The organism is Brevibacillus borstelensis, assembly GCF_003710865.1.
Lineage (GTDB): Bacteria > Bacillota > Bacilli > Brevibacillales > Brevibacillaceae > Brevibacillus > Brevibacillus borstelensis.
Genome location: NZ_RHHO01000007.1, coordinates 75083 through 101557, shown reverse-complemented (window position 1 = coordinate 101557; position 26475 = coordinate 75083). Strand labels below are relative to the sequence as shown.

Genomic DNA, 26475 nt, shown 5'->3' with positions numbered 1-26475 from the left:
CGCCCCCTCCTACTCGATTGGGGAATCTAAAGAGGTCCCCAGCAGACAGTATATAAGAAATGGTTGTCGCAGTCTTTGGCTGATTTGATCGGGGCTGACGCCAGCTTCGAGGATCAGAAAGGAGAGGGAGAGTAAAGTGGAAGCAGAAACCGCCTGCAACTATTTGGAGCCGTTTGTAGAAGCTGTCCCGGAGCTTTCTGTTGAGCCCGGTGTCCGTCTCTACACAGTCAGCTATTACAGTCAGGGACTTCTGGTCAAAGCGGCGCTCGCTGTGCCCGATGCCCAGTTGGGGGAATGCCTGCCCGCGCTGCTTTATTGCCGCGGGGGCATCAAGGGGGTGGGCAAGGTCCGGCCGGAGCGGATTAGCCAGATGGCCTCGTTTGGCTATGTCGTGCTTGCCCCTCACTATCGGGGCAATGAAGGAGGAGAGGGGCGAGACGAGTTTGGCGGTGAGGATCGGCACGATGTCTTTTCCGCTTATGAGCTGCTCTGCCGGATGCCCGGTGTAGACAGCGGGAGGATCAGCGTCTATGGCTTTTCACGAGGCGGAATTATGGCGCTTCTGGCGGCGATCGAGTGCCCAGGTCTGCGCTCTGCGGTTGTGTGGGGAGGTGTATCCGATCTGTTTTTGACGTACGAGGAGCGCATTGATTTAAGGAGAATGCTTCGCCGTGTGGTCGGCCACCCACGCAAGCAGGAAGAGGCCTACAGATGGCGCTCGCCGATTTTTCGCGCAGCGGAAATTAGCTGTCCGGTATTGATCATCCACGGTACAGAAGATGGGAATGTCGGAGTTGAGCACGCCCGGCGCCTGGCCGATGCGCTGAAAGCAAACGGAAAGCCCCATGAGCTGTGGCTGGCGGAGGGTGCCAGCCACTTGTTCAAAGGAGAAGTACTGGAGGCGTACACGAGGCGGATGTTTGACTGGCTGGCAGCTCCTCGGGCCTAAGCGCGTCCATGGCGGCAGAGCGGCAGGGAAATGACAATTTCTGTTCCCTTGCCCGGCTCGCTGAAGATCTGCATGCTCCCGCCGTGGTTTTCAACCATGCGGCGGGAGATGGGCAAGCCAAGTCCCGTTCCCTCTTCCTTGAGGGAGAAGAAAGGATCAAAGATGCGTACCAGATGCTCGGGAGGAATGCCCGAACCGGTGTCGGCCACGCGGATTTGGACAGTCGAATCAATCACCTTGCTTCCGATGCAGAGCGATCCCCCGTGCTTCATCGCCTCGATGCTGTTCTTCATCAGGTTGAGCAAAATCTGCTTGAGCTGCTCGACGTCAACCTCCAGCCGCGTATCTTTTTCCAGCAGGTCGACGATTTCAATTCCGTGCAGGGCAGCTTCGCCCTTCATCAACGGCAGGATGGAGTGCAGCACCTCTGTCAGCGACACCTCGCGATAGTTGGGCTCCGACGGCTTGGAGAGCATCAAAAGCTCTGTCACGATATGATTGACCCGTTCGATTTCCTGCAAGATCAAAGGGAGGTAGTGGCGGTCTCTTTCTTCCTCAGGCAGCCTTTGCTGGAGCAATTGAATAAACCCGTAGATCACAGTCAGCGGGTTGCGAATTTCGTGGGCAGCGCCTGCGGCCAGCTGGCCGACCATCGCCAGTTTTTCCGACTGGTGAAGGTAATCCTGGACTTGCTCTTGTTCGGTGATGTCAGAAAAAGCGACCATCCATCCAGCTTCCTGGTCGTGCTGATTCCGCAGCGGCACGTAGGAGACAAGCGCAGTAAATGGCGTTTCATTCTCGCGATAGAGCGAGATTTTCCGATTTTCAAACCAGGGTGTCTGCTCCCCCGGTCCGCCACTCCAGAGGTCGGGGTCTTTGGTCATGGGGAAATGACTGGAATCCAGGCGGACGAGTTCTTTTGCTTTTTGGTTGATGTGTACCCATTCCGAATGAAAATGGCGGGTAATGACGCCGACCGGGAGGGAGTTGAGAATCTGCTCTCTGACATTCTTTTCTTCCTCCAGCACCTGTCTGCGGGCTTCGTCCTGCTGGAACAGTCGGGCAATGCTGGTCGACATTTTGTTAAACTCCTGCGCCAGTTCATGAAATTCATCTTTGGTGTCGTAGACAATCTGCTGGCCGAATGTTCCTTTGGACACTTCCCGGACTTGTTCGATCAAAGACCGGATTGGACGCAGCAGCTCTCTTCGGAAGTAAAACGTGCAAAACAGTCCGAATAAAATAGAAGCGACAGATACGCTGTACGTCAGGATCAGGGAAACCTTCAAGGTCTCATTCGTTTTCTGAAATTCCTTGTTCGTCTGGTACTCCAGGCGGTTGAGGGAATAGGTCAGATGCCGTTCCAATTCGTTGATTTTTGGCTGCACGTCTGTCTCAAGTACATAGCTGACAGCCGTTACGTTGCCTGCTTGCAGCAGGGGATTGATTTTGTTCAAGAAGATGAAATCGAGCTGCGAGATCAAATCGATGACCGTGAGCAGCTCACCGTTTTCTTCCGTTTTGGGAACAGAGGAGAACCGGGCACTGTTGACAAGATTTGTGTAGTATTGATCAAGGAAAGATGGCTGTCGCGTCAAGGTGTACATTTTCAAGGCATATGTCTTCAGGTAGAGCTGGTTTTTCACATCCAAAAGAGCACTGGCCTGAGGAAGAACATTTTGGGTCAGATGCATCTCATCGGATGTCACCTTGGTCATCTGGTAGCTGAACAAGGTCGTTACACACCCGATCAGCAGCATCATGACCAAGTAGCTGAGCATGATTTTCTTCTGAAAACCTAAGCTGCGAAACGGAGACATCATGTCTATCCTCCAAACATCTAGCGGCGCTGAATCAACTTGTCCAGCTCCCGCTTGATTTCTTCGCGTATTTCTTTGGGAACCATGGGTCCAAACGAGCTCAGACGGTTTACTCCTTCTTTCAGCCCGTAGGTAACGCTGCCCGAAGGCAATTTTCCGGCAGTAAATTGAGACATGACCGTCCGATAGCATTGTCGAACGTCCTGAATCATCGACGCGATTACGTGATTGGGTGCGATGTAGCGTTGATCAGCGATGTAGCCGATCGCGTAGATATTGGCACGCTGCGCTTCGGTAATGACGGCCAGATTCAAGCTGTCCCCCGTGGTGTAGACCACGTCGACCCCTTTGGAGATCATCTCTTTTGCCGCCTTGGTGGCTCCTGCGATGTCATTGAAATCGCTAACCTTGCCGACGATCACTTTTGTTTTTCCGCTCGTGTCTTTGACTGCTTGTGTGAAGCCATTCAATTGATCGTATTCGGTGGGCTTGTCCGCGATGATATAGCCGACCTTTCGCGTACGGGTCATCTGCGCGGCGAGCTTTCCTACCAGGTATCCTGCGGGCCACATATCGTAGCGGATGGTGGTCTGGTTGGAGTGTGGAGCTTCTCCGTTAAAGGAAACAAAACGGGTCTCCGGATAAAACGGAGCCACTTTTGTAAAAGGTTCGGAAAAAATGACACCATGTCCGAATATGAGATCATAGCCATTGGAGGCGTACTGCTCGGCGGCCGCTGTAATCTTTTCAGGGTCCAGATTGCTTGCTACTTCCAGTGAGAACCCATATTGCTTCTGCAGCTCTGTCAAGCTTTCAAGGGCGCTGCTGTTCCACCCCTGGTCGTAGGTGGGACCTTCCAGCATCAGGGCGACGTGCAGCCGATGGCCAGGCACTCCTTTTTCCTCCATTTGCCGTATATGCTTCATACTGGTCAAAAATTGACTTGTATTCAGCAAAAGCAACCCGATCACCAGGCAGGCAAACAAAGCGGGAAACGGTTGAAGCTTGGGCATGAGTGTCTCCTCCACAAAAATGAAAACGTAATTGGACACATTTCTACAAAATGAGACAAAAATCCTCCCGCAGGAAAAAAGAGGAGGCCTGTACTCCTAGAGTACAGACCTCCTTTTGAATTACAGAAAACCGATTTAGAAACGATAGCCGCTTTGCAGAGCGCGTTGATTCTCAACCGCGTGAGCCGCATGCTGCGACAGGGCAGGGTTGGCTGGAGTGGCATACGGGTTTTGGTACTGGCTGAGCGATTGAATCGCCTCAGGAGAAATGTGACCGCGGAAAACCAGGGCGGCCGGGGAAACCTGGTCGTTGTACGCGGTGTTTTTCTCGTTGTAGGCAGGCTGATTCGGATACATCATATGGCCCTGACCTTGTTGCATCGAGTAGGCGTGGGCGTTTCGCTGGTGCATTTCGGCCTGCTGGTGATGGTACATCGCTTGCTGCTGGTGAGCCTGAGCGTGGCTCCGGTGCAGGTGGGCATATTGTTGGTGAGCTTGTCCCAGATCGTATTGATGACGATTGTTCATCTGCATACCCTCCAGTAAATGGAATAGACGTGCGCAAACAATTCGGCAGTTCGCCTTTTACATTATGTCCAACTGGCGCGTGATCATGCGAAAGAGGAATGGGGGAGTGGACGGCAGGGAATGATAACCGTGAGCAATTACGAAAGACAAAAAAGAGAGGTGCGGCAGGTGGAAAAAGATCTGATTGAAATTCCCCAAATCGACATTCCCGATGAAATCAGGCAGGTAGATCTTCCCGAGATTGGCGAGACGACCCCACATCCAAAACCAAGCAGCCCTTCCGTCCAGACAGGAGAAACCGAACGGTCCGTCGGCTTTTTAGCGGAGTAGAAGGAGAGTCAAAAAGCCCGCTGCTCCTCGTGTTTCATCTGCATTTTCCCTGAGGGAACCCAGCCGGATCGCAAACTGTACGTTCGACAAAAATAGCCATTTTCTCTCGTGGACAAGTCTCTGATTTTTTGTAAAAGTTAAAGGATAAGTGCGAGACAATTCAAGGGGGAAAACTACGTGGCCCGTTTGTTGATTGTAGACGATGCGGCGTTTATGAGGAAAATGCTGGCCGACATGGTAGCCGGGAAGCACGAGGTGTGCGGAGAGGCGGCCAACGGTGTGGAGGCCATTGAAAAGTACAAGGAACTGAAGCCTGACGTCGTCACGATGGACATTACCATGCCGGAAATGCAGGGAATCGAAGCGATGCGTGAGATTCTGGCCATCGACCAGGAAGCAAAGGTACTCATCTGCTCTGCTATCGGCCATCGGCAAAAAGTATTGGAAGCAATGAAAAATGGTGCCCGCGACTTTTTGGTCAAACCCTTTCAAAAGGAACAGATTCTGGACGCGATTTCCCGTCTGGTGTAAATGTATGAAAAGCTGCTCTCGTTTGCGGGAGCGGCTTTTTTCGTTCACTTTTGATACGAACCGGGACGTCTTTTCGTTATAATAAACAAATAGCAATACACGAGCGTTAAGAGGGTGGAGCCGTGTCAAACCAACCGAATGTTTTCCAACAATTTCAGCATGCCGATATCGACGAGCTGGCTGATGTCATCGGCGAGCTGCTGCAGAACCCGATCACAATTGAGGATGCCGACCACAAGCTGATCGCCTACAGCTCTCACAGCGAGAGCACCGATCAGGCCAGGTGGTCGACGATCATGGGCCGGCGCGTGCCTGAGAAGGTGCTGACCCGGCTGTGGAAAGACGGCGTGTTTCAGGAGCTGCTGACCAAGGATGAGCCTGTGCACATCCCGGCAAAGGACGAGGTCGGGCTGGGCAAGCGGGTAGCCATCGCCATTCGCAAAGGGAGCGAGGTCCTGGGGTATATATGGGCGATCGAGGTCAATCGGCCGATCACGGAGGAAGACGACGACATCTTGCGCCAAGCGGCACGGGCTGCCGTCTCCCGGCTTGTTCAAAGGCAGGGCAAGCGGAAGGCGGAGGAGCAACGGCGCAAAGAATTTTTGTGGGAGCTGCTGCTCGGAAACCACAGCAGCGACACGCTCATTCGCCAGAAGGCGGAAAGTTTGCAATTGCAGCTGTCCACGCCGTATCTGATCTGTATCATTGAGGCGGCGGGGACGCGCCTGGAGCAGTATCTGTACCCGCTTTTGATGAGAGACAAGCTGCTCTGGGTCGTGGATGGCAACCAAATCGTCCTGTTGATCGGACAGGCCGGGGCAGGAAAACAGCAGGATGAGGCGCTGGTTCGAAAGGTGAAGCAATTCCTGGCCGATTCCTTGGGAAAACTGGAATCGCACGTAAGCGAGGGGCAGGTGACGGCAGGCTACGGCCGCAGCTACAAAGCCTACGCCGATCTCGTGAAAAGCTACCGGGAAGCCTTGCATGCGGTCAAGATCAAGCGGCTGTTTCCGCAAGAAACCGCGGGCATCCACGGCTATCGCGAGCTGGGGATCTACCGGTATCTGCTCAAGCTGAAGCAATGGGACGAGGAACAGGGGTACGAAAATGAAAGGCTCGCCAGGCTGAAGCAGTATGACGCGGAAAATCAGACCGCGATGACGGAAACGCTGGAAACGTATCTGGATGCTGCCGGAAAGGTGAACATTACCGCCAATCGGCTGCATATCCATATCAATACGCTTAGCTATCGATTGAAGAGAATCGAAGAGATCATGCAGGTCGATCTCGAAGACATGAATCAGCGGGTGGCGCTCTACCTGGAGTTGAAGCTGGACAAATTAAACAGCGAACGGTAGTTCGTTTGTGGATTTTCACAAATAAAAGGAAGGCAAGATTAAGGGAATCCCCAAGGAAAATCGGTTTGTAAACGCTGTACAATGTAGGTAATCTCGTCATTCGGCGTTTGCAAAAGGAGGACTTATACGATGATTGTAGGGATTCCCAAAGAGATTAAAAACAATGAAAACCGCGTGGCCATTACGCCAGCAGGTGTAGCAGCACTCGTGCAAAACGGCCATTCGGTCCGGATCGAAAACAGTGCTGGACTCGGCAGCGGCTTTACCAATGAAGATTACACCGCAGTGGGCGCGGAAATCGTAGCCACGGCAGCAGAAGCTTGGGCAGCCGATATGGTGATGAAAGTAAAAGAACCGCTTCCGAGCGAATACGGCTTTTTCCGTGAAGGCCAAATCCTGTTTACTTACCTGCACCTCGCTCCAGAACCGGAACTGACGCGTGCTCTGGTAGAGAAAAAAGTGGTAGCCATCGCGTATGAGACCATTCAGTTGGACAACGGCGCTCTGCCCCTCCTGATGCCAATGTCTGAAGTGGCTGGACGCATGTCCGTGCAAATCGGCGCTCAATTCCTGGAAAAGCCATATGGCGGCAAAGGCGTGCTTTTGGGTGGCGTACCAGGCGTGCCGAAAGGTGAAGTCGTCGTAATCGGCGGCGGTATCGTAGGTACCAACGCTGCGAAGATGGCACTCGGTCTGGGTGCGAACGTAACGATCCTCGATGTGAGCGCGGACCGTCTGCGTCAGTTGGACGACTTGTTCCAAGGTCGCGTGCAAACACTGATGTCGAACTCCTTCAACATTGCGAATGCCGTGAAAAAAGCGGATCTCCTCGTAGGCGCTGTCCTGATCCCGGGTGCGCGTGCGCCTCGTCTGGTAACGGAGGAAATGGTAAAAACCATGGCTCCTGGTTCCGTGATCGTAGACGTAGCAATCGACCAAGGCGGCTCCATCGAGACCTGTGACCGCATCTCTACACATGACAATCCGACTTACGAAAAACACGGCGTCATTCACTACTCCGTTGCAAACATGCCGGGTGCTGTAGCCCGCACATCCACGCTGGCACTGACCAACGTGACCGTGCCGTATGCGGTGCAGTTGGCGAACAAAGGCTACCGTCAAGCGGTCCTGGACAATCGTCCGCTGTCGAAAGGCGTAAACGTCATCGACGGAAAAGTAACCTACAAGGCAGTTGCAGAAGCTCACAACCTGCCGTATGTAGCGCTTGAAGAAGTGCTTTTGGTGAAAAACTAAGGCTTGCCCTTTTCATACACATGCAGATCAACTGCCTGCCCTGCCGATCGGGGCGGGCAGTTATTAGTTCTGCTCGATCAACCGGGGATAGTCATACCAATCCAGCTTCATCTTGCCCGAATCCGCGAGATCGACGTTGACCTCGACTTTTGCCAGGGCGTTTGCTTGAAAGGGGAACGCTTGGGATTTGGGCATTTGCTTCCACCTTTGATAATCCTCACGGAACAAAACGTATTCCAGCCGCAGCAGATCAACCCCCGAACGCAGGCTTTTCTCAAAAGCTCCCCGTATCTGCCGCTCTATTTCCTTCTCCGATTCCTTCCGGATAAACGAAGACGGATTGTCTTCCATCAACTCCCGGATGTACCCTTTTACTCTGATGGATATATCAAAACGAACAGGACCTTTGGTCTTTTTCGGGCGAATGACGACATCCGGGCGCTGCAAGCGGACTGTCGCGACCGACTTGCCGTTTTTTCGGATGACGATTCCGGCACTCTGGGTTCTGGGAGTAAGCCAGCGCAAGCCGAGCAACTCGTCTTCGGGAAAGAAGCCGTTAAGCTTTCCGTGATGGATGGCAAATACGCCGTTGAGCGACAGGCGTGTAATAAATTGAGAGTCCATTTTCCATTTGTTCTTCACGACGGTGATCGAGGGGAGCAAGATCGTATTCGCAGGCTCCCAGTATTCGGAGATGAATTCGTGAAAGCGGATCGGCTGGATAAAAGAGCGCTGCTTGTAAACATCCACGGGCTGATGAAGCAAGGTGGATTCGGGAGAAAAGCCCAAAACAGGCTGTACACTCAGTACCTCCTCCAGCTTGTCGTGTGTTCCGAAAACCCACTTGGTATATCGGAGAAGGCCAGAGCGGTTCAAAATATCGTAGACCGGAAGAATCCCCTTTTCCAGTATTCGTTCGTGAAAGATCAGCGAAGAAACAAATCCGGTGAATGTCGGGATCTGGGCATTTTTGATCAGGTTGTCGATGGCCGATTGAGGCGTATCTCCTCTGCCTACGGCGATTACGGCAGGGGCTTCCCTTTCGTCTGCCTGGGTCTCTTGTTTTGCGACCCTGGCCAAATCCACCGTTTGCGTGTAAAAAACGTATTGGCCGTCCGTATAATCGATGCCGATGGCAGTCAAATACACCATATTCTGAATGACCTTTTGGTCCCAGCAGCCGGTCGTCAAGAACAGACACAGCAAAAGCGGGAAAAGCTTCCTCCCGGTTTTCATGAAACCTCCTCCCTCAGTCGGATCTTTTTTTGTTGGTGATCAAAGAAAGCAAGGGGCGGACAAGCACCTGCGCCAGATCGGAAAAGATCATGGGGGAGCGGCTAAGGACATACGGCTGTCCAAAAGAGGAAAGCGTGGACAGGTAGAGCACGGTACCGATGACACTGATGACAAAACCGTACATGCCAAGAATCGAACTGAGCAGGAAGACGGCAAAACGGGTGATCGTGACAGCGCCACTCAGGGATTGGTTTACCAGCGTAAAAGAGGCGACGATCGTCAGCGAGCCGATGAACAGCTGGGAGGGAGAGGTGAGCCCTGCCCGAATGGATGCGTCCCCAATAATCAACCCGCCTACCAACGCCAGCGTTTGCCCGACGTTTTTGGGCAGGCGTGCCCCGGCTTCGCGCAAGAATTCAAAAACAAAGAGAATGCCCAGCATCTCGATCGGCGAAGAAAAGGGCAGTCCCTTTCTGCCTTGACTCACGGTGGCCAGAAGCTGAAAAGGAAATTGCTCGACATTGTATGCCGACAGCGCCACCCAAAAGCCGGGAAGAAAGATCGCCAGCCAGATGCCAAACAGGCGCAAAACCCGCTCCAGCCAAATATAGGCCACGGGGTATTGGTCGTCTTCAGGGGCCTTGACCAGCTCCGGCAGGCTGCTGGGCACAAGCAGGGCGATGGGAGAGTTGTCTGCCAGGATGGCGGCTTTTCCCTGCAAAAGCAGATAGGTGACGTAATCGGGCCGTCCCGTGTAGTCGGTCAAAGGAAAAATAGAGTAGGGATTGTCGGTAATCGTTTTTTCCAGATTGGCGCTGGTTACGACCTCAAGCGATTCGTTTTTGACAAGGCGCTCTCTCAAAAGCCCGATAAGCTCTACGGGAGCCTTGTCAGTCATATAAAGCAGTGCCACCCGAGTTTTTGACTTGGTGCCCAAGGTAAAGGATTCATAGGCCAAAGAAGTGGTCCTCAACCTTTTGCGGACCAGGGCGACATTGGCCGATAGATCCTCGACGAAGCCGTCGCGGGGTCCTTTGATCGAAACCTCCGTATTGGCTTCTTCCGTCGAGCGCTGCGGGCGGTTGGAAAGACCGCAGGAATACGCACCCTTTCCACGCCAAAAAAGCAACAGCTCTCCGGCAAATAGCCGCTTTGTCCACTCCGTAAAGTCAGCAGGCAAAGGTTCTGCGAGAAAAGCGTCGAGCCCAGATCCTTCGTCCATTTCTTTTAGCTCAGGCAGGATGGTATCTTGCATCTGCTTGATATCGATCAGACCCTCGCAATAAACGAGAATGAATCCGGAGCCATCTCTTAATGAAACCGACTGGATCATGACATCCGCGCAGTGGGCAAAAGCTCGCCGCAGTTCGTCTTCGCCCGGATTTTCCAGAACTCCGAGAGCAGGCTCGCTTCTCAATTGGTAGCTCGGCAACGGCTTTTGCTCACGATTCATGATGACGTCCCTTCTGCTGTTTTCCCGCGACCAAGGCGACGATGGCAAGAACCATGGTAAGCACCAGGACGATGATCGCCGACATGGGAAAATACCATCTCGATAAAAAGGTGAGAAACTGCATGTCCGAAAAGGGCAAGCTCATCAGGGCGAGCATCGATGCGCCAAGAAACGAGAGAACCCCCAAGCGCTGTTTTGGTTTGCTGATTTGCAACAGCTCGGTCACAAGAAAGAGACAAAGAGAGAGGCGGACGAACGCCCCGGACAGCCACTGGTAAATGGAAAGAAATTCGAGATTTTCGATGTATCTGCCCATGGTCAGCAGCCGCCACTGCTCATAGGAAGGATAGCGCTGCCTGGTCGCTTCTACCGGTCCGAATTCCGCGATAGCCCCAGTCAGCGGGCTAAGTGTGAGAATGATGATAATCCCTCCGAGCACTAAGAGGTACATGAACTTCGTTTCCGTTCTCAGATGATGCTGCAAAAACAGAATCAGGACAATTTCCAGGAAGCCTCCAGCCGCATAGAGCATGCCATTTATAACCGGAGTCATTCCGTTTTGAAACAAGGGCAAAAGCAAATGGTAATCCTTCTTGGGCATATTGCCAAAGCCGACTAAAAAGCCGAACAAGACGACGAACGGCAATAGCAGCCCGGAGGCGATAGCGATCGAATGGATTCCGGCATACGCGGCAGCTACACTAAGCAAGACGAGGACCAATCCCGTTACGATTTCCGGAGTGTTCGGCAAATAGTTGACGGTTGTCCAGGTCTGCGTGTCGGTCAAATTGACGAATGCCATCAAGTACAAAAGAAGCATGAACGGGAAAAGCAAAAGGCGGCTCCCGACGTGTCCGACGGTGGCTTCCAGCCAATCGGAGAGCGACTGCCTGTTCATCCGGCGACAGATGAGAAAAAGAAGCCAAAGCCATCCGATGAAGGGAATGGCTACCAACAGAACGCTGATCCAGGCGTCCCGGCCTGCTTTGCTTAGCAAGAGGGGAATGATCGTTACGTGAGTGGTGATCCCGACAGACAACATGATCATCATCACAGCTTGCAAAAATCCAATAGATCCTGTTGGGTTTCTCACGGACCGGTGCACTCCTTTTTCAAAGGATGTCCATACTATGTACAAAAAGGAAAGGCGTTATGTAATGTCTACCCGGCACCCGTATTTCCACTGGAAAAAAAAGAATCTTTCATTTTGTGCGCCTCATACGAAAAAATATGGTATGCTACTAGGCAGAAAAAAGCAGTGAGGAGTGCAGCGATGTATCAGCTAGTGCGGAAATTCCTGTTTCAGATGGATGCGGAAGAAGTGCATGAAAAAACCGTCCATCTCCTCAAAGTGGCAGAAAAATCAGCGGCAGGCAAAAGTCTTCTAAAGATGATGTATCAGGTGCGCGACGAGCGGCTTGAGACGAAGCTTTGGGGGATTACGTTTCCCAATCCGGTTGGGCTCGCCGCGGGCTTTGACAAAAATGCGGAGGTGTACCACGCCCTGGCAGCGCTCGGCTTTGGCTTTGTCGAGGTCGGGACGATCACGCCGCAAGGCCAGCCGGGCAATCCGAAGCCGCGGCTGTTCAGATTAGTGGAACATGGCGCCATCATCAACCGAATGGGCTTTAATAATCTGGGGGCATATTTGGCATCCCAAAATCTGATCGATTACGCTTATGCCGATATTCCGATCGGGATCAACATCGGCAAGAACAAGATTACGCCAAATGAACACGCCGCCAGCGATTACAGCAAGTGTTTGGACATGCTGTACAGCTACGGCCATTACTTTGTCATCAATGTCAGTTCGCCAAACACACCGAATTTGCGCGATTTGCAGGAGACCGAGAGCTTGCGCAGCTTGATTCGCGCAGTCAAGGACAAGGCTTCCGAGCTGGAATCGCGGGGAGCCAAGGCGAAGCCGATCCTGTTGAAGGTGGCTCCCGATATGGCAGACGAGCAGATGCGCGACGTCGTGCAGGCTGCCGTGGCAGAAGGAATCTCCGGTATCATTGCGACGAATACGACATTGTCCCGCGAGCCTGTGCAAGACCATCCGAGAGCGAATGAGGCAGGCGGCTTGAGCGGAAAACCGCTCGAAGCGAGAGCGACCGCCTGGGTCAAGGAGATTTATCAGGAAGTCGGGGACAAGGTGCCGGTCATCGGAGTGGGCGGCATCTTTACCGGAGAGGATGCGTACCGCAAGATTCGCGCCGGCGCCAGCCTCGTCCAGGTCTATTCAGGCATGGCGTATCAGGGGCCGGGGATTGTCAAAATGATCAACAAGCAGCTGCTCCAATTCCTGAAGCGCGACGGCTTTTCGCACATTAGCGAAGCAGTCGGCGTAGATGCACGGTAATTTTGTGATAAAAGCTTGGGAGGCGAGCCAGTCTGCAGCTTTCAGAGTAGCAGCTTCGGCATCTGGCGGTTTGCAGCTTTCAACTGCCAAAGAGAAAAGGGAGAACTGGCACGTTCTCCTTTTTCTTTTGCAACCCATCGTATATAATAGACAATCATCTGCGAATTTTTGGAAAAGAATAAAATGCAGCAAGGTGCCCTTATGAATAGTAAGGGGTAACAGGGAATCGGGTGAAACTCCCGAGCGGTCCCGCCACTGTAACCAGGGGAATGCTCTTTTTTCGAAAGCCACTTGTCGATTTGACGGGGAAGGCAAAAGAGCGTATTGATCCGGAAGCCAGGAGACCTACCTTGCTGCCACACCCATGAGCCTTCGAGGAAAGGAGAGGTGAGCCCAAACGAAACGACTGTTCGCAGTATCGTTAGTTGCCGTGTGCCAAGCTCATCCAAATCGGGTGAGCTTTTTTGCGTGTGTTCTTTAGAGAATCAGAGTAAGGAGTGTTGCTGAATGAGGGGTAGACGCACCGTTGCCAGTGGTCTTCTGATAACCGGATTTCTTGTTTACTTGCTGTTCAATACGCCACAAACCGGACATGCCATGCATATTATGGAAGGGTATTTGCCGGCAGGGTGGTCGCTGTTTTGGTGGGCTGTTTTTCTGCCCTTCTTTTTCCTCGGCTTGCGTCAGGTTCAACGCATTGTCAAAGAGAAGCCCGAATTCAAGCTGCTTTTAGGGGTAGCGGGAGCCTTTGCATTTGTCCTGTCCGCGCTGAAAATTCCGTCCGTGACAGGCAGCAGCTCCCATCCCACAGGAACAGGGCTGGGCGCGATCTTGTTTGGTCCGCTGGTCATGTCTGTACTGGGCAGTCTGGTGCTCTTGTTTCAGGCGCTGCTGCTCGCGCATGGGGGCTTGACGACACTCGGCGCCAATGCGTTTTCCATGGCGGTTGTTGGCCCGTTCGTCGCATATGGCGTGTATCGGCTGGTGGCCAGAAAGAAAGGTGGCCAGAAGCTCGGCATTTTTTTCGCGGCAGCGCTGGCTGACCTCAGCACCTATCTGGTCACTTCCGTTCAACTGGCGCTGGCATTCCCGGCTGCTTCTGGCGGGATTATGGCTTCCTTTGTCAAGTTTGCGGGGATATTTGCCTTGACGCAGGTGCCGCTGGCGATCAGCGAGGGACTGCTGACGGTGCTCGTGTGGAATTGGCTTCAAGCCTACAACGCGCAAGAATTGTCGCAGCTGAAGCTGCTGAAAAGGGAGGGGTAAGAGATGAAGCGTTGGACGAACTGGCTGCTCATTTTGGCGGCAGCGGTACTGGCGGTGGTGCCATTGCTGGTCGTAAAAGATTCGGAATTCGGCGGAGCCGATGGAGCGGCAGAGGAAGCGATCATGGAGGTGGCTCCTGACTACGAGCCGTGGTTTCAGCCTTTGCTCGAACCTCCCGGCGGTGAGACAGAAAGCCTCTTGTTCGCCCTGCAGGCTGCTCTGGGAGCAGGCGTGATCGGGTATGCCATCGGCTTGTACCGGGGCCGGCTGAAAAACAGGCAAGAATGATTGGACGGATCGACTCCCTCGCTTACGAAAACAGGCTGAAGAGGCTGCCGCCCGAACAGAAGCTGCTCTTTTCGCTGGCCATGCTGCTGTTGGCACTGATCAGCCACCCGCTTGTCCAGGGCATTCTGTTCGTCTGGATGAGCGTCTGGATCGTCGTCTATGCCCGCACTCCATGGCGGATCTATTTTGTCGTGGTGGCTGCCTCCGTCGCCTTCCTGCTCGCCGGAAGCCCGGCGCTGCTCCTGGAGGCATCCAGACTGGCGGAATGGACACGGGATGACAATGCAATCGCATCCTGGCAGTTGGGAAGCTGGGTTGTCTATGTGACGGCAGAGGGGCTGTCCAGGGTCATGAGCCTGGCCGCCCGCTCGCTGGCGGCGCTCTCCTGCTTTTCCTTTATTCTTTTTACAGTTCCCTTTGCCGAGGTTTTGCAAGTGTTCCGCCGGATCGGCATCCCCTCCATTCTGACTGATCTGATGATGATCATGTACCGTTTTGTCTTCGTTCTTCTGGAGACAGCCGAGCAAATCTGGACGGCGCAAAAGGCCAGAGGAGGGCACCGCGGCACGGCGGGAACACTCAAGGATGCGGGCAGGCTGATCGTTCAATTATTTATCCGCACGATGGCACGCTACCGCCAGATGTACATCAGCATGACGGCAAGAGGGTTTACGGACGATTTCCGCGTCCTGGTCCATGCCTCCCATATGCGTTCCAAAAGGTACGAATGGGAAGCGGTAGCCGGATGTCTCCTGCTGGCGATGCTGGAATGGTGGATGGGAGGATGAGGCGCGAGTGGCATTCGAAGTGACGACAGATGCAGCAGAACAGACAGATGCAGCAGAACAAGCAGATGCATCAGAACAGACAGCTAGAGCTGCCTTGGACATATTGCGATTTTCATTCGTTCACTACACGTATCCGGGAGCTTCCCAACCGGCGCTCAACGGACTTTCTCTCGGTGTCCCTGCCGGAAAAAAGTGTGTGCTATTGGGCCACAATGGCTGCGGAAAGTCCACCATGTTTCTGCATGCGAACGGAATTTTTCGGCCGAATCTGGGCCAAGTCCTGTGGAAAGGGATGGCCGTTTCCTACGACCGGGCTCATTTGCTCAAGCTGAAACAAAAAATCGGTCTGGTGTTTCAGGACCCGGAGCAGCAACTGATCGCCGCGACGGTTGCCGAGGATATCTCCTACGGACTATGCAATCAAAAGCTGCCGGAAGACGTTGTCAGGGAAAAGGTGTACCGCACGATGGAAACATTCGGGATGACCGAATGGGCAGAAACGCCGATTCACCGGCTCAGCCTAGGGCAGAAACGGCGTGTGGCATTGGCCGGAGTCATGGTGCTGGAGCCGGAGCTGCTGCTGCTGGACGAGCCGACAGCCTATCTGGATCAAGAGCAGACGAGAAATTTTGTGCAGGAGCTGGACCGCATCCATGCGGCCGGAACGACAATCCTGATGGCTACGCATGACATTGACCTCGCATTTGCCTGGGCCGACTGGGTGCTGGTCATGGAAAAAGGGAAGCTGGCCCTGGAAGGAGAGCCGGAGGCGGTTTTCTCCCGGCGGGATACTCTGGAGAGGCTGCAGCTTCGTACGCCTGCTGTCTTCGATGTGTGGGAAGCGTTGCCTGCCGCCCTGCGGGAAGAGATCGGTTCTTCCCGGGTGCCGAGGTCCGTGGAGGAGCTGACTGCGGGATTGCGGCGAATAGCTGCAAGCTGCATTACATAAGCCGGTCGCTTGTGCTGGAGGAGCAGCAGTACAGACAGCATCCATGCAGGTGCAATATCGGAACAAAAACAGACTCCAGGTGGTTGAAATATTGGGACAAAACGGATTTCATGTCGTTGAAATATTGGAGTAGAACAGATTTTCATGTTGCTGTACTATTGGAGAAGTGCAGGCCTGCGTTCGCATGGCTTTTAGCAAATCAGGCTGCGAAAAAGGCAGCTTTTTTTGTACGCATGGTGACGCTCCTCACACCTGTCAGTCGGCCGTTTCGCTACGATAAGAGCAGCTGAAGCTGATTGGCAGGACAGGAGGGCGAGCGATGAGCTTGTTGAAAGAACGTGATTACGCTGTAAGTCCGTTTATCGTGGTCTGGGAGCTGACGAGAGCGTGTGCTTTGCAATGCCTGCACTGCCGGGCTGAGGCGCAGTACGCATCGGATCCGGCGCAATTGACGTTTGAGGAAGGAAAAAGACTGATTGACGATATCGCGGAGATGGATCGTCCGCTGCTCGTTTTTACGGGAGGGGATCCATTGATGCGCCGAGATTTGTTTGAGCTGGCCGAGTACGCTGTTCAGGAAAAGGGTCTGTCCGTATCCATGACCCCCAGCGCTACGCCGAAGGTCACTTTTCAGGCAGTGCGCCGCGCCAAGGAAGCGGGGCTGGCGCGGTGGGCATTCAGCCTGGATGGATCGACTGCCGAGGTCCATGATCACTTTCGCGGGACGGCAGGCTCGTACGAAATGACACAGAGAGGCATCGGCTATTTGCAGGAGCTGGGGATACCGATCCAGATCAATACGACAGTCTCGCGCTACAACCTTCATGACTTGCCATTGATTGCAGAGGTCGTCCGGGAGATGGGAGCTGTATTGTGGAGTCTGTTTTTTCTCGTCCCGGTCGGCAGAGGGATGAAAGCAGACATGATCACCCCGGAGCAGCACGAAGAAGTGATGACCTGGCTGTACCAGGTGAACAAACAAATGCCGTACGATGTAAAAGTGACGGAAGCCCCTCATTTTCGCCGTGTCTGGAACCAGCTCAGGCAGCGCGAGACAATGCCTCGGGATGCGCGGACGAAGAAGCGTCCGGATTGGCTGGGCAGAGCCCCAAAAGGAGTCAATGACGGGGATGGCTTTGTCTTTGTCAGCCACATCGGCGATGTCTACCCGAGCGGTTTTCTTCCTGTAAAGGCGGGAAATGTTCGCGAGGGCTCTCTCAGGCAGATCTATCGGGAAGCGCCCGTAATGAAGCAGTTGCGGGACAAGTCTCTCCTCAAGGGAAAGTGCGGTCGTTGTCCATACAAGGAAATCTGCGGAGGCTCAAGAGCCCGGGCCTACGGCGTAACGGGCGATTACCTGGAAAGCGACCCTTACTGTGCTTATGATGAGGGCATTAGCGCTAATGCCGGAGAAACTTGCCAAGCGACGTAAGCAATTTTTTGTGCAATCGGAAAAGAAAGGAGAGCGTCGGAAATGAGAGCGTTCATCCCCAACCAGCACGGCGCCTGGGCGATGCTGATCGTGCCGTTTCTGTTCGGCGTGTTTGCGTCCGCTCCCGTGATTTTTCACCTCCCTTTGTTTTTGGGCTGGCTGCTGCTGTATCTGTTTACCTTTCCGCTGCTGCAGTTGATTCGCACCGGCAAGAAAGACCGTTACAAAAAGCCGCTCATGCTCTATGGTGTGCTGCTCGCTCCGCTCGCCGGAGCGTTGCTGCTGGCAAAGCCGGGATTGAGCTGGTACGCGCTGTCGCTGCTGCCGTTCTTCTTGATCAACTGCTACTACGCGCGAAAAAATCAAGAGCGGGCGATTGCGAACGATTTTGCGGCGGTGCTTCTGTTCAGCTCTATCGTCTTTGTCACCTATAAAATCGGCGGGGGCAACGACTGGGGAGTCGCTTTGTCGCTGTTCTCTCTGAGTGTTCTTTACTTTGCGGGAACGGTCTTTTACGTCAAAACGATGATCCGCGAGAAGCGGAACAAAGTGTTTTACTGGCTGTCAGTTTGCTATCATATCATTCAAATTGCCGTGATGGCCTGGCTGTTCTCGCCCTGGCTGCTATTGCCGGCCGGCGCGCTTTTGATCCGGGCGATCGTTTCGCCCCGGCTGCAGCCGTCCATAAAAGTCGTCGGAATCTCGGAGATCGGCTATGCCGTGATGATGACGGCCACCGTTCTGTGCTTGTATCTGTGAGGGATCGCGTTGCTTTTCTGTCTGCGTTCCCATCGCTTGGCTGGACGCAAGGACAGGGCAAATTGGATTAGCTCAACCGGCAAAGGAGCACACTAAACTCCAATCGGGCATGCAGCTAATAAGAGCGGAAAGCTTGCCGATGGGAGGGAATGGCGATGAAGAATATTGCTGTTTGGAGAGCCCTCGCCGGAGGTCTCGCAGCAGCGGCCTTTGCACTCATTCAGTGGATGATGTCGTAGGACCAACTTGCACCACATCAACGAGCCTGTGGGCGTGATTGCCAAGGCTCGTTTTTCATTGGAAATACCTAGAATTCGGACTATTCCTTTTGTATAATGGTTTCTACATAATCCATAGGAGGCGTTCTTATGAAGTACACGATGATGGTTAGGGCTCAAATTCAAGGGGAAGACGCATAACTTGCCCTGTAAACTGCGAGCTTCCCCTGAAATGGGGAAGGGGTTTTCATTTTGGTGGACAAGGAACGGAACGAGCAGGATCGTTTGCAAACAGAGGGCGCGGAAGCTGCCGGTCCCGCCAGAGCTATCGGCCATTTGCCAGCGGTGTTGGCGTGGCTTGGCTTTCTAGGGTTTTTCAGCGTATTGAATGAAACGGTATTTACCGTATCCTTGCCGGACATCGCCAACCAATTTGGCATACCGCCATCCACCGCCAACTGGGTAACGATCAGCTTTGTCATTACTTTCGGGATCGGTTCGGCCATTTATGGCAGACTGGCCGATATGTACGGCGTCAAATGGCTGCTTGTCATCGGTTTGTGTATATACAGCGGAGGATCGCTGCTCGGTCTGTTCGCGCCATTTTCATTTCCGGCTGTCATTGCTGCCCGGTTTATTCAAGGCGCAGGGGCATCGGCCGTTCCCGCGATGATCATGGTCATGATCGCCCGCTATATCGGACCTGAAGATCGCGGGAAAGCATTTGGAATCGTAGGCTCCATGGTTGCTATGGGAGAGGGAATCGGCCCCGTCATCGGAGGTGTCGTGGCAGACACGATTCATTGGTCATTCCTTTTTTTGCTCCCGGTAGTAACGCTTGTCTCCATTCCTTTCTTTCTGCGGGTATTGCCGCACGAGCCTTCTCGCAAAGGGAAAGTGGATGTGAAGGGCGCTTTGCTGCTTTCGGCTGTGATGGTGATGTTTACCCTGTATACGACAGGATACCAATGGGGGTATCTGGCGGGGAGCTTTCTCCTGCTAGGGATGTTTGCCTTCTATATTCGTCGCGTGGAACAGCCGTTTATCGAACCATCCTTGTTTAGGAAACCGAGGTTTGTCAAAGGCGTTCTGACGGGATGCATTTTGCTCGGGACTGCCGCAGGCTTCATTTCCATGGTGCCGTATATGATGAGAGACGTGCATCATTTGAGTACGGGCTTGATCGGGGGAGGAATTCTGTTCCCGGGTACCATGAGCGTAGCGTTTTTCGGTGTTGTTGGAGGGAGACTGGCCGATAGGCGAGGGCATCTGTTTGTATTGTCTCTCGGTGTGTTCCTGATCACTATGAGCTTTCTCGGCACAGCACTGTTTGCTGACCAAACACCGTGGCTTATGACTGGTGCACTGGTGCTGGCATTTGGCGGTCTGTCCTTTGTGAAAACAGCGATCTCCTCCAGTGTGGCAGAGACGCTGGAAGAACACGAAGCCGGCGCTGGCATGGGAATGCTCAACCTGGCTTGCTTCTTGTCAGAGGGGATCGGGGCAGCGATTGTCGGCGGCTTGTTATCGAATAGCCTGCTGGACTTCCCTTTGCTCCCGACAGTAGGCCAGCCTGCGGCATTCGTCTACAGCAATTTGCTGATCGTCTTTGCTTTGCTCGTGTTTGTTGGCCGAGTGATATACTCATCAGCATATGGCCGTAGACAAAGCTGACAAAATGATTGATTTTATACAGCGAAAACTGCTGTATGCGAAAAACAGCCGGATGCTTGTCCGGCTGTTTTTGTTGTCTAGGCTCTGTTGCCGTTGCCATATAGTGTTGATATTTTATCAAAATAAGAGATGCAACTAAAACGCTGCGCCTCTAACAGATATTGCCTCTGGATTATGCTAACTGCCTATATATTTGAATAGATGAATTCTGTTTTATTTGGTTAGATTGTAACTCCAATTAATTAAATCGTAGATTTCATCTTTAGGAAAAGGACTATCCAAAACAATTGTAATCCAATGCTCCTTATTCATATGGTATGCAGGCAAAATTCCTTGTTGACTCCTTAATAAACGATTTATTTCCGGGTCGCACTTCAAGTTAATTATATCGACTCTTCCTTCCCCTGATACACCTAATTTGATTCTCGGTACATTCATAATCACTCCATACCACTTGCCATCCTTGTTGTGTCGTAATACCGCATAATCTGGATACTTGAACCAAGGGTAGTCTGGCTCTGTGCCAAATTTCTCCTTTACATAAGTAAATATTTCTTCTCTATTTATCAAAAAAATACCTCCCGAAATACCTTGTCTGTCTTTCTGTTATACGAATAATTTTTGTCGCCCATAATTTTACTAATTTACAGTAAAACTTGACAGTCGCAAACTGTCATATGTCTCTGTCATTTCGTAGTTGTCGAGATACGCTGTAGTCACGCCTTTAAAGCGGTCTATCCATTGTTTCAAACGAGAATGGAGACTGTTGACATTTTAAAGGTGATACAAGCCAGAGCCTTTAACAGAGCCTTTGTCTAAAGAAATTTCGGCCCCCCTATAACTTTAGTTAGTCTACAGAGCAAGATTTTCGAACTAGACTTACATTGCCCGTTGTACAAGTTTTCTTATTCGTTGATGGAACGCCGTGTGCGCTGAAAGGCGCCCGCACGGTGTAGGCTCGTTCGAAAGCCATGCGTGGTATAAGGCGAGAATAGCGACAATCCTCCAGTGGTCGGTTGGATGCCAGAGCAAACGGCCGGTGGAGATCATTGGGTAAACAAGGAGGAATATCAGGACGGCTTCCATGTAGTAGTGAAAAGCACGAAGGCTGGCAGTGCATATCTCGTTCCCAGCGGCATACCCGGCGATGAGAACCGGATCCGACTGGCCGCAGTTGGCAGCACCGATGTGACCGCAGCCGATGCGGAAACGGTGATCACCATTGCCCCGAGGGAGACAAAACTGACCCATGGAGGACAATACGTTCTCTATGCAATTGATCAACAGGGCATTGTTTCCCTGCCCACCCCGATTGTTTTTGCTGTTGACCTGGAAGGGCCCGTCTCGGAGGATGCCGAGACAAAAGCTGGAGGATGGGAAGAGACGGCGAAGATGATGGAGCCGAATATCGGTGGAGCAGCCGCGGTTTTGCCAGATGGTGAAATTCTGGTCGCTGGAGGCAGTATGAAAAAAACAGTGGTCATGTACGACCCGCATCGTGAAAAGTGGACACAACTGGAAGACATGAGCGTGCCTCGGTACGGTCCGGCTGCAGCCGTACTGCCTGATGGCAAGGTACTGGTCGTTGGCGGCGACCCGGAAGGAAGGGGTACATTTTTAAAGTCGACAGAAGTGTACGATCCAAAAGCGGATAGCTGGACCGAAAGTATCCCCATGGAAATGGAACGGTTTAAGCCGGCAGCTGCAACGCTTGAGGACGGAAGAATTCTCGTAGTGGGAGGTTTTTCAAAGAAAGGCGTTCAAAAGTCAGCGGAAATATTTGATCCAGAGACCGAAGAATGGAGCAGCGCTGCAAACATGAATACAGGAAGGGAAGGTGCTGGCGCAGTTCTTCTTCCAACCGGAGAAGTATTGGTAATGGGCGGTATAGATGCGGCCGGCAACGAGCTGAAGTCCGCGGAAGTCTACGATCCCGACGCGGATTCGTGGACATATGCAAGTGATATGTATGAGAAACGATACAAGCCTTCAGCAGTCGCATTGAAAAATGGCAAAGTGCTGGTAGCAGGGGGGATTTCGGAGAGCTCGGCGGAAATATATGATCCCCGAACCGATACGTGGGAGTATACCGTTCCGCTTTCCAGCAGACGCTTGGAAGGAGTAGCTGCGCCTCTCCCGGATGGACGCGTCCTCGTAGCTGGCGGCTATGATCGGTCGGAATTGGCGACAGCCGAGACCTATGCGCCTCATCTGGAAGTAACGCTTTTGTTTGCAGAAGAAGTCACGCTTAGCAGAGATCTTGATGACGTCAAGGGTATGATCAGTTATTCGGTAGATGGAGGCCCTTACGAATCTTTGGGCCGGGACGATACGATTCAATTCTCCGCGAACAAGCTGGTGATTACCCTTGATTTGTTGCCAAACGGAAGCTATGTTCAGGTGAGGGTGGGGGAGGCGATTGTGGAGGATGAGGCCGGGAACCCAAATGAGGAGCAGTTGACAGACGAGCTGCGTTACTAAAACAGCGATTGCCTTCGCGACGAAACAATCCGCGCCATTATAAGCGAAAGCCCTCCTCGACAGAGAAGGGCTTCGCTTGTTCGCATCATGAATGTTTGTCCCGGGAAGGGTTTGTTTGCTCTTATGTTCCTTGTTTACGTGAGGATAATTGCCTTTGATTCGTAAGTCCATCATTGGGCGGCTTGGAAAAGCCGCCCGCAAGCATTGCAAATTAATCACAGTCGCAACCGACGATTACCAACAGGATGAACAGAACCAAAATCAAAGAAAAGTTGTCGCCAAAAATTCCGCAGCTGCTGGACACTCTGAATCACTCCTTAGCTAGGTTTGGAAAAAGCTTCAAAATAAGCTATGCGTGAGAAGAGTGTGGGGTAAGGGCGAATGCGGAGATTGATCAAAATTGGGTGCCGTGATGGTAGCCGCGGATTTTTCATCAAACCAATATAAAAAAGCCCTCCTTGAACGGGAAGGGCTTTGCTTATTTCGCTGGCGGTTGTTTATTCAGCATTGCCAGGAAGTTGATGAACACAGTGGCAGTACGCCTATTTGTACAGAATATCATCCCGTAGCGACCCGACCTTGGTCAACGCATCATCAATATCTTCTTCACTTACACCAAAATGGGCAAGGGCAGCATGCAAATGCTTCACAATGGCGTCAAAGTGAACCGGCTGCAGATTCATGCCTTCATGGGCCTTTGCCATCGATTGGCCCGAATATTGATTTGGCCCACCCAGGGCAAAGCTGATGAACTTTGTTTGATGCTTCCGCTGCTTCTCCATATCGGTGTTGGCAAAAAAATGGTTCACGGTATCATCAGCTAAAACCAACTCATAAAAGTAGTCAACGACTTTAGCAACTGTTTCTTCGCCACCGTATTTTTCGTAAAACGTTGCCATGATGAAACCTCCCTGGTAGACATAGATCAATGTAGGTATTCCGCAAATGACGAAAACTTATGATAGACTTTCGCAATAATCCTCTGCAAAACAGGACATCAAAGCGCTATCCAATCTCTTCGCCACTCTCTCTAAAGCCAAAAGGGCGCATACATGAACAAAGCCCTCCTCAAGCGAGAAGGGCTCTCTTCCTTTCATCATTATGTGTTGTTTTTTACCGTTTGTCCCCAATCTGTCCCAATTTTCAGATGAAACACAAGATCACACTTCATACAAAAGGGATTTTATACGAGCATTCCTCTTACAGATCGTAATACAACTCAAATTCCTTCGGATTCACCGTACGCTCGACCTCTTGAATTTCGCCGCGTTTCACGGCAATCCAGCTTTCGATTACCTCGCGTGTAAAGACGCCGCCTTCGAGAAGGAAGTCACAATCTCTCTCCAGAGCATCCAGAGCTTCAGCCAGCGACCCTGGCGCGCTCTTGATATCCACTTTTTCGGCATCGGACAAGTCGTAAATGTTTTTGTCGATCGGACCGTAGCCCAGCTCGCGAGGGTCCAGCTTGCGCTTGATTCCGTCCAGTCCGGCCATCAGCATGGCGGCGAACGCCAGATATGGGTTGGCTGTAGAGTCCGGGGTGCGGAATTCAATTCGGGAAGCCTTCGGTGTTACGGCCGCGACTGGAATGCGGACAGCTGCCGAGCGATTTCCTTTGGAAAACACCAGATTGACGGGTGCTTCGTAGCCGGGAACCAGCCGCTTGAACGAGTTGGTGCTCGGATTGGTCAGGGCTATCAATGCCGGCGCGTGATGCAGGATGCCTCCGATGTAGTGGAGGGCCATCTCGCTCAAGTTCGCATATCCGCCTTTTTCAAAAAACAGCGGCGTGTCGCCGTTAAAGAGGCTTTGGTGGACGTGCATGCCAGAACCGTTGTCGCCGACGATTGGCTTCGGCATAAAGGTGGCAGTTTTGCCATGCTTGGCAGCTACATTGCGCACGATGTACTTGAACAGAAGCAGGTTGTCTGCCGTCCGGGTCAGCGTGTCAAAGCGGAAGTTGATTTCGCCTTGGCCAGCCGTTGCTACCTCGTGGTGGTGGCGCTCGACTTTCAGACCCGCTTGCGACATCAGGGTGCACATTTCATTGCGGATATCCGCTTGCGAATCCGTCGGCTGAACCGGGAAGTAACCGCCTTTGTTGCGGACCTTGTAGCCAAGATTTTTTCCTTCCGCGCCAGTGTTCCAGTAAGCCTCCTCGGAATCGATGTGGTAGAAAGAGCCGGATGGACCGGAAGCATAGCGGACGTTGTCAAACAGGAAGAACTCCGATTCCGGACCAAAGTAGGCATCTGTTGCCACTCCGAGCTCCTGCAAATACGCTTCCGCCCTCAGGGCGATGCCGCGGGGATCGCGATCATAAGCGGACCCGTCGGGATTGTGAATGTTGCAGACGATATTCAATGTTTTGGCTTCGACGAACGGATCGACGAAGGCGCTGGCCGGGTCGGGAATCGCGACCATATCGCTTTCCTCGATGCCCTTGTAGCCTGTAAGGCTGGAGCCGTCAAAAGCGACGCCGTTGTGAAAAGTGTCCTCGTCGACAGCATAGGCAGGAATGGTGACATGGTGTTGGCGACCGAGCAAATCTACAATGCGGAAGTCCACATATTCAATGTTTTCCAGCTCAATGAGAGACAGAATTGTTTTAGCATCCATTCGAATCACTCCGTTCACGAATATTTATTAAGAATCCATTTTTAAACGTTCGACTTTCTTCTGTTTTCTATACTGAGGATTATAAAAGTTTACGAACGAGGCTGTCAAGAGGTTTAGTGACATTCAATGTTAGTTTTTCTAACATAATATTGCGGGGTGTTGTATCCGGTTCCTTTTTTGTAAAATATAGACGAACTATTTCGAACAAAAAGGGTGGAGGGATTTAGGTGAAGGTGCTGGTGTTGGGAGCGGGGGCAGTAGGCGGTTATTTCGGTGCCCGGCTCGCTGAAAAAGGGGTCGACGTCACGTTTCTCGTAAGGGAACGCAGACGGGAACAATTGAAGCAAAGAGGGCTGAGAGTACAAAGCGTTCACGGCGATATTCACCTGGAGCAGCCCCAATTGATTGTCTCGGGAGAAAAGGCAGGACCGTTTGATGTCATTTTGTTATCCAATAAGGCGTATCACCTGGATGACAGCATCGAGTCGATCGAGCCGTATGTAGGCGGAAATACAGTCATTCTGCCGCTTTTGAATGGAATCGCTCACATGGAGCGGTTGTGGGATACATTCGGTCGTGACCGGGTGCTGGGCGGATTGTGCTTCATCGAAACGACGCTGAACCCGGAGGGAGATGTCGTCCAGACAAGCCAGACGCACGACATGGTTTTCGGCGAGTGGGAGGGTGGAGGAAGCGAACGAGTCGAAGCGCTCAAACAGGCATTCGCCGGTACGAAAGCGAGCATTCGGGCCAGCGCCGATGTTCAGCGTGACATGTGGCAAAAATACTTGTTTATCACCACGCTGTCAGGAATCACGACATTGATGAATTCGTCAGTCGGTCCGATCCGCGATGCGGTGTACGGACTGGAGCTGACACGCCAGTTGGCCGAGGAAAGCGCAGCCGTTATGCGCAAGCTGGGAGCTCCGATCGACGAGGACGTTGAGGACAAGCAAATGGATACATTTATGAAGCAAGGCTATCGCATGAAGGCATCCATGCTGCGCGACATGGAAAAAGGCTTGCCGGTGGAAGCCGACCACTTGCAAGGATTTTTGATTCAGAAAGCAGACCAGCTCGGGATTGCCGTACCGATGCTCAAGGTTGTTTACAACAATTTGAAGGTGTACGAATTGAAGCGTGAAGCGGCCAAATAAGTTATAATGA

At 52.5% G+C, this 26475-nt stretch carries 25 protein-coding genes, 1 pseudogene and 1 riboswitch; of the genes and pseudogenes, 15 read left to right on the top strand and 11 right to left on the bottom strand.

The window, feature by feature from the left end:
* Window positions 1–136: 136 nt before the first annotated feature.
* On the top strand, window positions 137–949 hold the full coding sequence (locus EDM54_RS03785) for an alpha/beta hydrolase family protein (RefSeq protein WP_003391235.1): 813 nt from the start codon (window positions 137–139) through the stop codon (window positions 947–949).
* Here the strand turns inward: EDM54_RS03785 and EDM54_RS03780 are convergent.
* The 3 genes from EDM54_RS03780 to EDM54_RS26195 all read right to left on the bottom strand — a co-directional run bounded on the left by EDM54_RS03780 (window position 946) and on the right by EDM54_RS26195 (window position 4310).
* Window positions 946–2769 (bottom strand): sensor histidine kinase, encoded by a 1824-nt coding sequence (locus EDM54_RS03780; RefSeq protein ID WP_003391236.1) that lies wholly within the window; start codon window positions 2767–2769, stop codon window positions 946–948. The two genes, EDM54_RS03785 and EDM54_RS03780, sit on opposite strands and share 4 nt — an antisense overlap.
* Window positions 2770–2789: 20 nt before the next feature.
* Window positions 2790–3782, bottom strand: coding sequence for a BMP family ABC transporter substrate-binding protein (locus EDM54_RS03775; protein ID WP_035980137.1), 993 nt, complete (start codon window positions 3780–3782; stop codon window positions 2790–2792).
* Between the two features lie 135 nt (window positions 3783–3917).
* The gene (locus EDM54_RS26195) at window positions 3918–4310 is read right to left on the bottom strand and encodes a hypothetical protein (protein WP_035980135.1); all 393 of its coding nucleotides are present in this window, start codon (window positions 4308–4310) and stop codon (window positions 3918–3920) included.
* Between the two features lie 129 nt (window positions 4311–4439).
* Between EDM54_RS26195 and EDM54_RS03765 the strand changes: the two genes are divergently transcribed.
* From EDM54_RS03765 to ald, 4 genes are all read left to right on the top strand, one after another.
* Complete coding sequence (locus EDM54_RS03765) at window positions 4440–4640, top strand: hypothetical protein (RefSeq protein WP_141334198.1); 201 nt, start codon at window positions 4440–4442, stop codon at window positions 4638–4640.
* A gap of 177 nt (window positions 4641–4817) precedes the next feature.
* Window positions 4818–5171, top strand: a complete 354-nt coding sequence (locus EDM54_RS03760) for a response regulator (protein WP_003391241.1) — start codon at window positions 4818–4820, stop codon at window positions 5169–5171.
* 122 nt (window positions 5172–5293) lie between these two features.
* Window positions 5294–6529, top strand: coding sequence for a PucR family transcriptional regulator (locus tag EDM54_RS03755; protein ID WP_003391242.1), 1236 nt, complete (start codon window positions 5294–5296; stop codon window positions 6527–6529).
* A 129-nt stretch (window positions 6530–6658) separates the two neighbouring features.
* Window positions 6659–7783, top strand: coding sequence for an alanine dehydrogenase (gene ald / locus EDM54_RS03750; RefSeq protein WP_003391243.1), 1125 nt, complete (start codon window positions 6659–6661; stop codon window positions 7781–7783).
* A gap of 63 nt (window positions 7784–7846) precedes the next feature.
* Here the strand turns inward: ald and EDM54_RS03745 are convergent, their stop codons facing one another.
* From EDM54_RS03745 to EDM54_RS03735, 3 genes are read right to left on the bottom strand one after another with little or no spacing between them, the layout of a single operon-like run.
* Entirely contained in the window at window positions 7847–9019 is a 1173-nt protein-coding gene (locus tag EDM54_RS03745) for a Ger(x)C family spore germination protein (RefSeq protein ID WP_003391245.1), read from the bottom strand.
* A gap of 13 nt (window positions 9020–9032) precedes the next feature.
* Complete coding sequence (locus tag EDM54_RS03740) at window positions 9033–10472, bottom strand: spore germination protein (protein WP_024985366.1); 1440 nt, start codon at window positions 10470–10472, stop codon at window positions 9033–9035.
* A complete protein-coding gene (locus EDM54_RS03735) occupies window positions 10462–11565 on the bottom strand; it encodes a GerAB/ArcD/ProY family transporter (RefSeq protein WP_003391249.1) in 1104 nt (367 codons plus the stop codon). The genes EDM54_RS03740 and EDM54_RS03735 overlap by 11 nt, the downstream gene beginning before the upstream one ends.
* Before the next feature lie 180 nt (window positions 11566–11745).
* On the opposite strand from EDM54_RS03735, the gene EDM54_RS03730 reads away from it, so the two are divergent.
* The 8 genes from EDM54_RS03730 (at window position 11746) to EDM54_RS03695 (ending at window position 20208) form a co-directional block, all read left to right on the top strand.
* Window positions 11746–12834, top strand: a complete 1089-nt coding sequence (locus tag EDM54_RS03730; protein WP_024985365.1) for a quinone-dependent dihydroorotate dehydrogenase — start codon at window positions 11746–11748, stop codon at window positions 12832–12834.
* A 174-nt stretch (window positions 12835–13008) separates the two neighbouring features.
* Window positions 13009–13201, top strand: a riboswitch (cobalamin riboswitch).
* Between the two features lie 140 nt (window positions 13202–13341).
* The gene (locus tag EDM54_RS03725; protein WP_003391253.1) at window positions 13342–14100 is read left to right on the top strand and encodes an energy-coupling factor ABC transporter permease; all 759 of its coding nucleotides are present in this window, start codon (window positions 13342–13344) and stop codon (window positions 14098–14100) included.
* Between the two features lie 3 nt (window positions 14101–14103).
* Entirely contained in the window at window positions 14104–14388 is a 285-nt protein-coding gene (locus EDM54_RS03720) for an energy-coupling factor ABC transporter substrate-binding protein (RefSeq protein WP_003391254.1), read from the top strand.
* On the top strand, window positions 14385–15176 hold the full coding sequence (cbiQ, locus tag EDM54_RS03715) for a cobalt ECF transporter T component CbiQ (protein WP_122957783.1): 792 nt from the start codon (window positions 14385–14387) through the stop codon (window positions 15174–15176). Before EDM54_RS03720 ends, cbiQ begins: the two co-directional genes overlap by 4 nt.
* A gap of 7 nt (window positions 15177–15183) precedes the next feature.
* Window positions 15184–16125 (top strand): energy-coupling factor ABC transporter ATP-binding protein, encoded by a 942-nt coding sequence (locus tag EDM54_RS03710; RefSeq protein ID WP_238986175.1) that lies wholly within the window; start codon window positions 15184–15186, stop codon window positions 16123–16125.
* A 319-nt stretch (window positions 16126–16444) separates the two neighbouring features.
* On the top strand, window positions 16445–17557 hold the full coding sequence (locus EDM54_RS03705) for a TIGR04053 family radical SAM/SPASM domain-containing protein (protein ID WP_024985362.1): 1113 nt from the start codon (window positions 16445–16447) through the stop codon (window positions 17555–17557).
* A gap of 42 nt (window positions 17558–17599) precedes the next feature.
* Window positions 17600–18316 (top strand): YwiC-like family protein, encoded by a 717-nt coding sequence (locus EDM54_RS03700; protein WP_003391262.1) that lies wholly within the window; start codon window positions 17600–17602, stop codon window positions 18314–18316.
* A 545-nt stretch (window positions 18317–18861) separates the two neighbouring features.
* Window positions 18862–20208, top strand: coding sequence for an MFS transporter (locus tag EDM54_RS03695; RefSeq protein ID WP_174768857.1), 1347 nt, complete (start codon window positions 18862–18864; stop codon window positions 20206–20208).
* 213 nt (window positions 20209–20421) lie between these two features.
* Here EDM54_RS03695 and EDM54_RS03690 read toward each other — a convergent pair whose 3' ends face one another.
* Window positions 20422–20778 (bottom strand): MmcQ/YjbR family DNA-binding protein, encoded by a 357-nt coding sequence (locus EDM54_RS03690; protein ID WP_003391266.1) that lies wholly within the window; start codon window positions 20776–20778, stop codon window positions 20422–20424.
* A 69-nt stretch (window positions 20779–20847) separates the two neighbouring features.
* Window positions 20848–21000: pseudogene (locus EDM54_RS03685) on the bottom strand (IS1595 family transposase); the annotation flags it as partial.
* Window positions 21001–21228: 228 nt separating this feature from the next.
* Here EDM54_RS03685 and EDM54_RS03680 point away from each other — a divergent pair.
* Window positions 21229–22689 carry a Kelch repeat-containing protein gene (locus tag EDM54_RS03680; RefSeq protein ID WP_051925281.1) on the top strand — a complete coding sequence of 487 codons (1461 nt, stop codon included), beginning with the start codon at window positions 21229–21231 and terminating at the stop codon, window positions 22687–22689.
* A gap of 211 nt (window positions 22690–22900) precedes the next feature.
* On the opposite strand, the gene EDM54_RS03675 is transcribed toward EDM54_RS03680, so the two are convergent.
* The 3 genes from EDM54_RS03675 to glnA form a co-directional block, all read right to left on the bottom strand.
* Window positions 22901–22993 (bottom strand): YjcZ family sporulation protein, encoded by a 93-nt coding sequence (locus EDM54_RS03675; protein ID WP_024985359.1) that lies wholly within the window; start codon window positions 22991–22993, stop codon window positions 22901–22903.
* Window positions 22994–23231: 238 nt separating this feature from the next.
* Window positions 23232–23588, bottom strand: coding sequence for a group I truncated hemoglobin (locus EDM54_RS03670; protein ID WP_003391270.1), 357 nt, complete (start codon window positions 23586–23588; stop codon window positions 23232–23234).
* 301 nt (window positions 23589–23889) lie between these two features.
* Window positions 23890–25308, bottom strand: coding sequence for a type I glutamate--ammonia ligase (gene glnA / locus EDM54_RS03665; RefSeq protein ID WP_003391272.1), 1419 nt, complete (start codon window positions 25306–25308; stop codon window positions 23890–23892).
* A 227-nt stretch (window positions 25309–25535) separates the two neighbouring features.
* Here glnA and panE point away from each other — a divergent pair, with 227 nt between their 5' ends.
* Complete coding sequence (panE, locus tag EDM54_RS03660) at window positions 25536–26465, top strand: 2-dehydropantoate 2-reductase (protein WP_003391274.1); 930 nt, start codon at window positions 25536–25538, stop codon at window positions 26463–26465.
* Window positions 26466–26475: the final 10 nt, after the last annotated feature.